Raw genomic sequence first — 12,855 nt, forward strand, 5'->3', positions numbered from 1 at the left:
ATTCAAGCCTGGCGATGTCCTACTCTCACATGGGGAAACCCCACACTACCATCGGCGCTATTACGTTTCACTTCTGAGTTCGGCATGGGATCAGGTGGGTCCATAACGCTATGGTCGCCAAGCAAATTCTTTCTATCTACCTCAATAAGAGATAAATAATAATCTGGAAAGCTGTATATGCGTTCTTAATCACATTCAATATCGTTCTTGCAACTTCAAATCCGTTCAAAACCCCTTGGGTGTTGTATGGTTAAGCCTCACGGGCAATTAGTACAGGTTAGCTCAATGCCTCGCAGCACTTACACACCCTGCCTATCAACGTCGTAGTCTTCAACAACCCTTTAGGATACTTAAAGTATCAGGGATGACTCATCTCAAGGCTCGCTTCACGCTTAGATGCTTTCAGCGTTTATCGATCCCGAACTTAGCTACCGGGCAATGCTACTGGCGTAACAACCCGAACACCAGAGGTTCGTCCACTCCGGTCCTCTCGTACTAGGAGCAGCCCCTTTCAATCATCCAACGCCCACGGCAGATAGGGACCGAACTGTCTCACGACGTTCTAAACCCAGCTCGCGTACCACTTTAAATGGCGAACAGCCATACCCTTGGGACCGACTTCAGCCCCAGGATGTGATGAGCCGACATCGAGGTGCCAAACACCGCCGTCGATATGAACTCTTGGGCGGTATCAGCCTGTTATCCCCGGAGTACCTTTTATCCGTTGAGCGATGGCCCTTCCATTCAGAACCACCGGATCACTATGACCTGCTTTCGCACCTGCTCGAATTGTCATTCTCGCAGTCAAGCGGGCTTATGCCATTGCACTAACCACACGATGTCCAACCGTGTTTAGCCCACCTTCGTGCTCCTCCGTTACTCTTTGGGAGGAGACCGCCCCAGTCAAACTACCCACCAGGCACTGTCCGCAATCCCGATAAGGGACCAACGTTAGAACATCAAGCATACAAGGGTGGTATTTCAAGATTGCCTCCACCAATACTAGCGTACTGGTTTCAAAGGCTCCCACCTATCCTACACATGTAGGGTCAATGTTCAGTGCCAAGCTGTAGTAAAGGTTCACGGGGTCTTTCCGTCTAGCCGCGGGTACACTGCATCTTCACAGCGATTTCAATTTCACTGAGTCTCGGGTGGAGACAGCGTGGCCATCATTACGCCATTCGTGCAGGTCGGAACTTACCCGACAAGGAATTTCGCTACCTTAGGACCGTTATAGTTACGGCCGCCGTTTACTTGGGCTTCGATCAAGAGCTTCGACCGAAGTCTAACCCCATCAATTAACCTTCAAGCACCGGGCAGGCGTCACACCGTATACGTCATCTTACGATTTAGCACAGTGCTATGTTTTTAATAAACAGTTGCAGCCACCTGGTATCTGCGACTCCCGGCAGCTTAGAGAGCAAGTCTCATCACCGCTAGGAGCGTACCTTCTCCCGAAGTTACGGTACCATTTTGCCTAGTTCCTTCACCCGAGTTCTCTCAAGCGCCTTAGTATTCTCTACTCGACCACCTGTGTCGGTTTGGGGTACGATTCCTTATAATCTGAAGCTTAGAGGCTTTTCCTGGAAGTATGGCATCAATAGCTTCACACCCGTAGGTGCTCGACATCGTGTCTCAGCCTAACAAGAGTCCGGATTTACCTAAACTCTTAGCCTACGCACTTGAACTTGGACGACCGTCGCCAAGCCTACCTAGCCTTCTCCGTCCCCCCATCGCAATTATAAGAAGTACGGGAATATTAACCCGTTTCCCATCGACTACGCTTTTCAGCCTCGCCTTAGGGGTCGACTTACCCTGCCCCGATTAACGTTGGACAGGAACCCTTGGTCTTCCGGCGAGGGGGTTTTTCACCCCCTTTATCGTTACTCATGTCAGCATTCGCACTTCTGATACCTCCAGCAGCCCTTACAGACCACCTTCAACGGCTTACAGAACGCTCCCCTACCCAGCACAATAAATTGCACTGCCGCAGCTTCGGTGTATAGCTTAGCCCCGTTACATCTTCCGCGCAGGCCGACTCGACCAGTGAGCTATTACGCTTTCTTTAAATGATGGCTGCTTCTAAGCCAACATCCTGGCTGTCTGAGCCTTCCCACATCGTTTCCCACTTAGCTATAACTTTGGGACCTTAGCTGGCGGTCTGGGTTGTTTCCCTCTCCACGACGGACGTTAGCACCCGCCGTGTGTCTCCCGGATAGTACTTACTGGTATTCGGAGTTTGCAAAGGGTTGGTAAGTCGGGATGACCCCCTAGCCTTAACAGTGCTCTACCCCCAGTAGTATTCGTCCGAGGCTCTACCTAAATAGATTTCGGGGAGAACCAGCTATCTCCAAGTTTGATTGGCCTTTCACCCCTAGCCACAAGTCATCCGCTAATTTTTCAACATTAGTCGGTTCGGTCCTCCAGTTGATGTTACTCAACCTTCAACCTGCCCATGGCTAGATCACTTGGTTTCGGGTCTATATCCAGAGACTGAACGCCCAGTTAAGACTCGGTTTCCCTACGGCTCCCCTAAACGGTTAACCTTGCCACTGAATATAAGTCGCTGACCCATTATACAAAAGGTACGCAGTCACATAACAAGTATGCTCCTACTGCTTGTACGTACACGGTTTCAGGTTCTATTTCACTCCCCTCACAGGGGTTCTTTTCGCCTTTCCCTCACGGTACTGGTTCACTATCGGTCAGTCAGTAGTATTTAGCCTTGGAGGATGGTCCCCCCATATTCAGACAGGATATCACGTGTCCCGCCTTACTCGTTTTCACTGATGATGAGATGTCGGTTACAGGGCTATCACCTTGTATCGCGGCACTTTCCAGAGCCTTCACCTGTCTCATTAAAAGCTTAAGGGCTAACCCAATTTCGCTCGCCGCTACTTTCGGGATCTCGGTTGATTTCTCTTCCTCGGGGTACTTAGATGTTTCAGTTCTCCCGGTTTGCCTCGCTGCGCTATGTATTCACGCAGCGATACTAGCTTATGCTAGTGGGTTTCCCCATTCAGAAATCGTAGACTCAAATGGTTTTTACTACCTAATCTACGCTTATCGCAAGTTAATACGTCTTTCATCGCCTCTGACTGCCAAGGCATCCACCGTGTACGCTTAGTCACTTAACCATACAACCCCAAGAGGTTTCGTATGGCATAAACAACCAAGGTTGAACTCGTCATTGCGAGTTCTGGTTTTTCGCCGGATTCAAAATACAAGAACACTTGAATGTGTTTTTAATTTGTTTATCTAAAAGATAAACAAAAGATATTAAGAACTTTTAAATTTTGATTTATCTAACTCGTAAGTCAGTTAAATCAGTCAGCTTTCCAAATTGTTAAAGAGCAATGTTTCTTTCGAAACCATTTTTAAAGACTCTCAGGGAGAATACTTAAAGATGGTGGGCGATACCGGGCTCGAACCAGTGACCCCCTCCTTGTAAGGGAGGTGCTCTCCCAACTGAGCTAATCGCCCACGAAAGTTTTAATTCCTTCGTGAGAAAGAATGGTGGGTCGTGCAGGATTCGAACCTGCGACCAATTGATTAAAAGTCAACTGCTCTACCAACTGAGCTAACGACCCAATGGTATCCCGTAGGGGAGTCGAACCCCTGTTACCGCCGTGAAAGGGCGGTGTCCTAGGCCTCTAGACGAACGGGACACTGGATATTTGAAGGTGTTGGGCACCTTCTATTGCTTCTTTACGTTTTTAACCTAATCAATCTGTGTGAACACTCATAAATCGCAATCTATCGTTTAAGGAGGTGATCCAGCCCCAGGTTCCCCTAGGGCTACCTTGTTACGACTTCACCCCAGTCATGAACCACAAAGTGGTGAGCGTCCTCCCGAAGGTTAAACTACCCACTTCTTTTGCAGCCCACTCCCATGGTGTGACGGGCGGTGTGTACAAGGCCCGGGAACGTATTCACCGTGACATTCTGATTCACGATTACTAGCGATTCCGACTTCACGGAGTCGAGTTGCAGACTCCGATCCGGACTACGACGCACTTTTTGGGATTCGCTCACTATCGCTAGCTTGCAGCCCTCTGTATGCGCCATTGTAGCACGTGTGTAGCCCTACTCGTAAGGGCCATGATGACTTGACGTCGTCCCCACCTTCCTCCGGTTTATCACCGGCAGTCTCCCTGGAGTTCCCACCATTACGTGCTGGCAAACAAGGATAAGGGTTGCGCTCGTTGCGGGACTTAACCCAACATTTCACAACACGAGCTGACGACAGCCATGCAGCACCTGTCTCACAGTTCCCGAAGGCACAAGTCCATCTCTGGTCTCTTCTGTGGATGTCAAGAGTAGGTAAGGTTCTTCGCGTTGCATCGAATTAAACCACATGCTCCACCGCTTGTGCGGGCCCCCGTCAATTCATTTGAGTTTTAATCTTGCGACCGTACTCCCCAGGCGGTCTACTTAACGCGTTAGCTCCGAAAGCCACGGCTCAAGGCCACAACCTCCAAGTAGACATCGTTTACGGCGTGGACTACCAGGGTATCTAATCCTGTTTGCTCCCCACGCTTTCGCATCTGAGTGTCAGTGTCTGTCCAGGGGGCCGCCTTCGCCACTGGTATTCCTTCAGATCTCTACGCATTTCACCGCTACACCTGAAATTCTACCCCCCTCTACAGCACTCTAGTTCACCAGTTTCAAATGCGGTTCCGAGGTTGAGCCCCGGGCTTTCACATCTGACTTAATGAACCACCTGCATGCGCTTTACGCCCAGTAATTCCGATTAACGCTCGCACCCTCCGTATTACCGCGGCTGCTGGCACGGAGTTAGCCGGTGCTTCTTCTGTCGCTAACGTCAAGATGTGCAGCTATTAACTACACACCCTTCCTCACGACTGAAAGTACTTTACAACCCGAAGGCCTTCTTCATACACGCGGCATGGCTGCATCAGGCTTTCGCCCATTGTGCAATATTCCCCACTGCTGCCTCCCGTAGGAGTCTGGACCGTGTCTCAGTTCCAGTGTGGCTGATCATCCTCTCAGACCAGCTAGAGATCGTCGCCTTGGTGAGCTCTTACCCCACCAACTAGCTAATCTCACCTGGGCTAATCTTGACGCGAGAGGTCCGAAGATCCCCCTCTTTGGTCCGAAGACATTATGCGGTATTAGCTATCGTTTCCAATAGTTATCCCCCACATCAAGGCATATTCCCAGGCATTACTCACCCGTCCGCCGCTCGTCAGCAAATTAGCAAGCTAATTTCTGTTACCGCTCGACTTGCATGTGTTAGGCCTGCCGCCAGCGTTCAATCTGAGCCATGATCAAACTCTTCAATTAAAGTTTTTTGGTTTGTTTCAGCAGAAACAAAACCGGCTCAATGATTAATACTGATTGTTACATAAAAGTAATTTTGTGTAGTCACTCAGCTCATTGATTATTTTGTTTGAATTCACTTCGAAAAGTAAAAGCAAACTAATGATTATCAACTCACAAGTGCCCACACAGATTGATTTGGTTAAATTGTTAAAGAGCTTGTCTTTCAACCACTTAGCGTTACCGCTTCGTTGCTTCAGGCTGCGTATAATACGCTTTCTGATTTGAAAGTCAAGATAATATTTTCAACTTTTTCATTTATTTATGAAAGACTTAAAAACGTTATGTTGACTTGGCTCACAGTGACAAACTGGGAGCGAAATAAAAGCCCGTTCTATTGAACGGGCACTTATTCAAATTCAAGCCTGGCGATGTCCTACTCTCACATGGGGAAACCCCACACTACCATCGGCGCTATTACGTTTCACTTCTGAGTTCGGCATGGGATCAGGTGGGTCCATAACGCTATGGTCGCCAAGCAAATTCTTTCTATCTACCTCAATAAGAGATAAATAATAATCTGGAAAGCTGTATATGCGTTCTTAATCACATTCAATATCGTTCTTGCAACTTCAAATCCGTTCAAAACCCCTTGGGTGTTGTATGGTTAAGCCTCACGGGCAATTAGTACAGGTTAGCTCAATGCCTCGCAGCACTTACACACCCTGCCTATCAACGTCGTAGTCTTCAACAACCCTTTAGGATACTTAAAGTATCAGGGATGACTCATCTCAAGGCTCGCTTCACGCTTAGATGCTTTCAGCGTTTATCGATCCCGAACTTAGCTACCGGGCAATGCTACTGGCGTAACAACCCGAACACCAGAGGTTCGTCCACTCCGGTCCTCTCGTACTAGGAGCAGCCCCTTTCAATCATCCAACGCCCACGGCAGATAGGGACCGAACTGTCTCACGACGTTCTAAACCCAGCTCGCGTACCACTTTAAATGGCGAACAGCCATACCCTTGGGACCGACTTCAGCCCCAGGATGTGATGAGCCGACATCGAGGTGCCAAACACCGCCGTCGATATGAACTCTTGGGCGGTATCAGCCTGTTATCCCCGGAGTACCTTTTATCCGTTGAGCGATGGCCCTTCCATTCAGAACCACCGGATCACTATGACCTGCTTTCGCACCTGCTCGAATTGTCATTCTCGCAGTCAAGCGGGCTTATGCCATTGCACTAACCACACGATGTCCAACCGTGTTTAGCCCACCTTCGTGCTCCTCCGTTACTCTTTGGGAGGAGACCGCCCCAGTCAAACTACCCACCAGGCACTGTCCGCAATCCCGATAAGGGACCAACGTTAGAACATCAAGCATACAAGGGTGGTATTTCAAGATTGCCTCCACCAATACTAGCGTACTGGTTTCAAAGGCTCCCACCTATCCTACACATGTAGGGTCAATGTTCAGTGCCAAGCTGTAGTAAAGGTTCACGGGGTCTTTCCGTCTAGCCGCGGGTACACTGCATCTTCACAGCGATTTCAATTTCACTGAGTCTCGGGTGGAGACAGCGTGGCCATCATTACGCCATTCGTGCAGGTCGGAACTTACCCGACAAGGAATTTCGCTACCTTAGGACCGTTATAGTTACGGCCGCCGTTTACTTGGGCTTCGATCAAGAGCTTCGACCGAAGTCTAACCCCATCAATTAACCTTCAAGCACCGGGCAGGCGTCACACCGTATACGTCATCTTACGATTTAGCACAGTGCTATGTTTTTAATAAACAGTTGCAGCCACCTGGTATCTGCGACTCCCGGCAGCTTAGAGAGCAAGTCTCATCACCGCTAGGAGCGTACCTTCTCCCGAAGTTACGGTACCATTTTGCCTAGTTCCTTCACCCGAGTTCTCTCAAGCGCCTTAGTATTCTCTACTCGACCACCTGTGTCGGTTTGGGGTACGATTCCTTATAATCTGAAGCTTAGAGGCTTTTCCTGGAAGTATGGCATCAATAGCTTCACACCCGTAGGTGCTCGACATCGTGTCTCAGCCTAACAAGAGTCCGGATTTACCTAAACTCTTAGCCTACGCACTTGAACTTGGACGACCGTCGCCAAGCCTACCTAGCCTTCTCCGTCCCCCCATCGCAATTATAAGAAGTACGGGAATATTAACCCGTTTCCCATCGACTACGCTTTTCAGCCTCGCCTTAGGGGTCGACTTACCCTGCCCCGATTAACGTTGGACAGGAACCCTTGGTCTTCCGGCGAGGGGGTTTTTCACCCCCTTTATCGTTACTCATGTCAGCATTCGCACTTCTGATACCTCCAGCAGCCCTTACAGACCACCTTCAACGGCTTACAGAACGCTCCCCTACCCAGCACAATAAATTGCACTGCCGCAGCTTCGGTGTATAGCTTAGCCCCGTTACATCTTCCGCGCAGGCCGACTCGACCAGTGAGCTATTACGCTTTCTTTAAATGATGGCTGCTTCTAAGCCAACATCCTGGCTGTCTGAGCCTTCCCACATCGTTTCCCACTTAGCTATAACTTTGGGACCTTAGCTGGCGGTCTGGGTTGTTTCCCTCTCCACGACGGACGTTAGCACCCGCCGTGTGTCTCCCGGATAGTACTTACTGGTATTCGGAGTTTGCAAAGGGTTGGTAAGTCGGGATGACCCCCTAGCCTTAACAGTGCTCTACCCCCAGTAGTATTCGTCCGAGGCTCTACCTAAATAGATTTCGGGGAGAACCAGCTATCTCCAAGTTTGATTGGCCTTTCACCCCTAGCCACAAGTCATCCGCTAATTTTTCAACATTAGTCGGTTCGGTCCTCCAGTTGATGTTACTCAACCTTCAACCTGCCCATGGCTAGATCACTTGGTTTCGGGTCTATATCCAGAGACTGAACGCCCAGTTAAGACTCGGTTTCCCTACGGCTCCCCTAAACGGTTAACCTTGCCACTGAATATAAGTCGCTGACCCATTATACAAAAGGTACGCAGTCACATAACAAGTATGCTCCTACTGCTTGTACGTACACGGTTTCAGGTTCTATTTCACTCCCCTCACAGGGGTTCTTTTCGCCTTTCCCTCACGGTACTGGTTCACTATCGGTCAGTCAGTAGTATTTAGCCTTGGAGGATGGTCCCCCCATATTCAGACAGGATATCACGTGTCCCGCCTTACTCGTTTTCACTGATGATGAGATGTCGGTTACAGGGCTATCACCTTGTATCGCGGCACTTTCCAGAGCCTTCACCTGTCTCATTAAAAGCTTAAGGGCTAACCCAATTTCGCTCGCCGCTACTTTCGGGATCTCGGTTGATTTCTCTTCCTCGGGGTACTTAGATGTTTCAGTTCTCCCGGTTTGCTTCGCTGCGCTATGTATTCACGCAGCGATACTAGCTTATGCTAGTGGGTTTCCCCATTCAGAAATCCCAGACTCAAAAGGTTTTTACTACCTAATCTGGGCTTATCGCAAGTTAATACGTCTTTCATCGCCTCTGACTGCCAAGGCATCCACCGTGTACGCTTAGTCACTTAACCATACAACCCCAAGAGGTTTCGTATGGCATAAACAACCAAGGTTGAACTCGTCATTGCGAGTTCTGGTTTTTCGCCGGATTCAAAATACAAGAACACTTGAATGTGTTTTTAATTTGCTTATCTAAGATAAACAAAAGATATTAAGAACTTTTAAATTTTGATTTACCTAACTCGTAAGTTAGTTAAATCAGTCAGCTTTCCAAATTGTTAAAGAGCTTAAAGCAAAAAGCTTTAATCAATAATCGAAATCATTAATTAAAGCTCTGTCACTTCAACTTATTAAAACCTAATTAATCTGTGTGAACACTCATAAATCGCAATCTATCGTTTAAGGAGGTGATCCAGCCCCAGGTTCCCCTAGGGCTACCTTGTTACGACTTCACCCCAGTCATGAACCACAAAGTGGTGAGCGTCCTCCCGAAGGTTAAACTACCCACTTCTTTTGCAGCCCACTCCCATGGTGTGACGGGCGGTGTGTACAAGGCCCGGGAACGTATTCACCGTGACATTCTGATTCACGATTACTAGCGATTCCGACTTCACGGAGTCGAGTTGCAGACTCCGATCCGGACTACGACGCACTTTTTGGGATTCGCTCACTATCGCTAGCTTGCAGCCCTCTGTATGCGCCATTGTAGCACGTGTGTAGCCCTACTCGTAAGGGCCATGATGACTTGACGTCGTCCCCACCTTCCTCCGGTTTATCACCGGCAGTCTCCCTGGAGTTCCCACCATTATGTGCTGGCAAACAAGGATAAGGGTTGCGCTCGTTGCGGGACTTAACCCAACATTTCACAACACGAGCTGACGACAGCCATGCAGCACCTGTCTCACAGTTCCCGAAGGCACAAGTCCATCTCTGGTCTCTTCTGTGGATGTCAAGAGTAGGTAAGGTTCTTCGCGTTGCATCGAATTAAACCACATGCTCCACCGCTTGTGCGGGCCCCCGTCAATTCATTTGAGTTTTAATCTTGCGACCGTACTCCCCAGGCGGTCTACTTAACGCGTTAGCTCCGAAAGCCACGGCTCAAGGCCACAACCTCCAAGTAGACATCGTTTACGGCGTGGACTACCAGGGTATCTAATCCTGTTTGCTCCCCACGCTTTCGCATCTGAGTGTCAGTGTCTGTCCAGGGGGCCGCCTTCGCCACTGGTATTCCTTCAGATCTCTACGCATTTCACCGCTACACCTGAAATTCTACCCCCCTCTACAGCACTCTAGTTCACCAGTTTCAAATGCGGTTCCGAGGTTGAGCCCCGGGCTTTCACATCTGACTTAATGAACCACCTGCATGCGCTTTACGCCCAGTAATTCCGATTAACGCTCGCACCCTCCGTATTACCGCGGCTGCTGGCACGGAGTTAGCCGGTGCTTCTTCTGTCGCTAACGTCAAGATATGCAGCTATTAACTACACACCCTTCCTCACGACTGAAAGTACTTTACAACCCGAAGGCCTTCTTCATACACGCGGCATGGCTGCATCAGGCTTTCGCCCATTGTGCAATATTCCCCACTGCTGCCTCCCGTAGGAGTCTGGACCGTGTCTCAGTTCCAGTGTGGCTGATCATCCTCTCAGACCAGCTAGAGATCGTCGCCTTGGTGAGCTCTTACCCCACCAACTAGCTAATCTCACCTGGGCTAATCTTGACGCGAGAGGTCCGAAGATCCCCCTCTTTGGTCCGAAGACATTATGCGGTATTAGCTATCGTTTCCAATAGTTATCCCCCACATCAAGGCATATTCCCAGGCATTACTCACCCGTCCGCCGCTCGTCAGCAAATTAGCAAGCTAATTTCTGTTACCGCTCGACTTGCATGTGTTAGGCCTGCCGCCAGCGTTCAATCTGAGCCATGATCAAACTCTTCAATTAAAGTTTTTTGATACCTTTCAGCAGAAAGGATATCGACTCAATGATTAATACTGATTGTTACATAAAAGTAATTTTGTGTAGTCACTCAGTTCATTGATTATTTTGTTTGTATTCACTTCGAAAAGTAAAAGCAAACTAGTGATTATCAACTCACAAGTGCCCACACAGATTAATAGGTTCAAATTGTTAAAGAGCTTTTCTTCTACTTTCAAAGCGTTTTCGCTTTTCTGTGAAGAGGATGGTCATTTTATCGATTTAAGCCTCAGTGTCAAGCACTTATTTGAAACTTAATTTCTAAACCATCTTACTAACTCTGATTGCTAATCCCTTATGGGATGGGCTCTCCGTGTCAGTGAGGTCGCATTATAGAGAGTTCGATCACATTGGCAAGCTCTTTTTTAAGATTATTTGATATTTATGTTTTTATGGTTAAAGTACGTACAAATCAATGCTAAATTAGCTTTTTAGGCTCATTCTATTAACAGTAACTTATCATTTTTAAGTGAGATCATATGAAATCGTCATTACGTCGCTATAAATCGACCTTTCCTGCTATTAGTTCTAATGTTTATATAGATTCATCGAGTGTTTTAATTGGTGACATTACCATTGGTGAAGATTCAAGTGTTTGGCCGTTAGTTGTCGCTAGAGGAGATGTTAATCATATTTCAATTGGTGAGAGAACAAATATTCAAGATGGCTCTATTCTTCACGTTACTCACAAAAATACAGACAATCCAAAAGGTGCGCCTTTAATCATTGGCAATGATGTCACTATCGGTCACAAGGTTATGCTTCATGGCTGCATCATTGAAGATCGCGTACTAGTAGGTATGGGAAGTATCATTTTAGACAACGCACGAATTGAAGAAGATGTCATGATTGGGGCCGGTAGCTTAGTTCCGCCAAATAAAACATTAAAAAAAGGCTACCTTTATATAGGTAGCCCAGTAAAACAGGTTCGTCCTCTATCTATAGAGGAAATAGCATCACTTAAAAAATCAGCAATGAATTATGTCTCATTTAAGAATTACTATATAGAAGAAGAAACTATCTGATATCTATACCACCAGAAGCATTGAACTCTTCATCTTCAATCAATGCTTCTGCTTTATCTTCTATATCAAAACGCAATTGAAGAAATGCCTCTTCTGCTTGCTGACTTGTACTTACTGTCTCTCCACTTTCTTCCGTTAACCACAAGAAGGATACCGAGCACTTAATTAGACTTCCCATTTGCTGAGCAGAAAAAACCACTTGTTGCTTTTCTTTCTCTACCAATAAGTCATCAGAGAAAATAATAGATTGATTCATTACATACCTTCTAAGTTCTTTCTTAATTCTCGTAAGATTTGCTTACTTCCAGGGCGCAATCCTCTCCAAACAGTAAAGCTCTCCGCAGCTTGGCCAACTAACATACCTAAACCGTCATAAGCCTGATAAGCATTATTGTCCAATGCCCACTGACTAAAGACCGTTTTCCCTGAACCATACATCATGTCATAACTAATCGTATTATTAGAAAAGATACTTGAACTGATTAGAGGAAGCTGACCAGTAAGGCTCGCTGATGTCGAATTAATAACGATATCAAATGAGCGATTAACCTCACTCATCATCATCGCTTCTATCTCACCATATGGAGAGAATAATTCAACAAGCTCTTGAGCTTTTTCATAAGTACGGTTAACGATAGTAATAGATGCAGGGTTTTGCTTTAATAAAGGATGAATGACACCTCGAGCCGCTCCACCAGCACCTAAAAGTAAAATTCGCTTATCTTTAAGTAATACTTGGTATTGCAGTAAGTCTTGAACTAACCCTTCGCCATCGGTGTTATCTCCCAGAATAATTCCATCATCCAGTTTTTTTAGCGTATTAACAGCGCCTGCCAATTTTGCTCTTTCTGTAAGCTGATCTGCAAAACGAAATGCCTCTTCTTTAAAAGGCACAGTGACATTGCATCCTTTCCCTTGGTGGCTGAAAAAAGCAGTTACTGTCTCAATAAAGTTATCAACTGGTGCTTCAATCGCTTCATATTCTAAATTTTGCATTGTTTGACGAGCAAATAAGGTATGAATAAATGGAGATTTACTCTGCTTTATCGGGTTACCAAAAACCGCATACTTATCCATGTTGCAATTCC

The 12,855-nt window shown here is 47.1% G+C and carries 3 protein-coding genes, 3 tRNA genes and 6 rRNA genes; 1 reads left to right on the forward strand and 11 read right to left on the reverse strand.

What is annotated here, in order from left to right:
* Positions 1 to 6: 6 nt before the first annotated feature.
* The 9 genes from rrf (AC2INI_RS13425) to AC2INI_RS13465 all read right to left on the reverse strand — a co-directional run bounded on the left by rrf (AC2INI_RS13425) (position 7) and on the right by AC2INI_RS13465 (position 10,709).
* Positions 7 to 122 (reverse strand): 5S ribosomal RNA (rrf, locus tag AC2INI_RS13425).
* Positions 123 to 246: 124 nt separating this feature from the next.
* Positions 247 to 3,137 (reverse strand): 23S ribosomal RNA (locus AC2INI_RS13430).
* A gap of 270 nt (positions 3,138 to 3,407) precedes the next feature.
* Positions 3,408 to 3,483 (reverse strand) — tRNA-Val (locus AC2INI_RS13435).
* A gap of 31 nt (positions 3,484 to 3,514) precedes the next feature.
* Positions 3,515 to 3,590, reverse strand: a tRNA-Lys gene (locus tag AC2INI_RS13440).
* Positions 3,591 to 3,592: 2 nt separating this feature from the next.
* A tRNA-Glu gene (locus AC2INI_RS13445) sits at positions 3,593 to 3,668 on the reverse strand.
* A gap of 96 nt (positions 3,669 to 3,764) precedes the next feature.
* Positions 3,765 to 5,307, reverse strand: a 16S ribosomal RNA gene (locus AC2INI_RS13450).
* A gap of 399 nt (positions 5,308 to 5,706) precedes the next feature.
* Positions 5,707 to 5,822, reverse strand: a 5S ribosomal RNA gene (gene rrf / locus AC2INI_RS13455).
* Positions 5,823 to 5,946: 124 nt separating this feature from the next.
* Positions 5,947 to 8,837, reverse strand: a 23S ribosomal RNA gene (locus tag AC2INI_RS13460).
* Between the two features lie 329 nt (positions 8,838 to 9,166).
* Positions 9,167 to 10,709 (reverse strand): 16S ribosomal RNA (locus AC2INI_RS13465).
* Together the 16S, 23S and 5S rRNA genes with 3 tRNA genes alongside form the textbook arrangement of a ribosomal RNA operon.
* A 512-nt stretch (positions 10,710 to 11,221) precedes the next feature.
* On the opposite strand from AC2INI_RS13465, the gene AC2INI_RS13470 reads away from it, so the two are divergent.
* A complete protein-coding gene (locus AC2INI_RS13470) occupies positions 11,222 to 11,767 on the forward strand; it encodes a gamma carbonic anhydrase family protein (RefSeq protein ID WP_486305023.1) in 546 nt (181 codons plus the stop codon).
* Here AC2INI_RS13470 and AC2INI_RS13475 read toward each other — a convergent pair.
* Both AC2INI_RS13475 and aroE read right to left on the reverse strand, forming a co-directional pair.
* Positions 11,760 to 12,023 carry a DUF1488 family protein gene (locus AC2INI_RS13475; RefSeq protein ID WP_122033479.1) on the reverse strand — a complete coding sequence of 88 codons (264 nt, stop codon included), beginning with the start codon at positions 12,021 to 12,023 and terminating at the stop codon, positions 11,760 to 11,762. The genes AC2INI_RS13470 and AC2INI_RS13475 overlap by 8 nt on opposite strands.
* On the reverse strand, positions 12,023 to 12,844 hold the full coding sequence (aroE, locus tag AC2INI_RS13480) for a shikimate dehydrogenase (protein WP_122033478.1): 822 nt from the start codon (positions 12,842 to 12,844) through the stop codon (positions 12,023 to 12,025). Before aroE ends, AC2INI_RS13475 begins: the two co-directional genes overlap by 1 nt.
* Positions 12,845 to 12,855: the final 11 nt, after the last annotated feature.

The sequence above is a fragment of the Aliivibrio friggae genome (assembly GCF_057368515.1).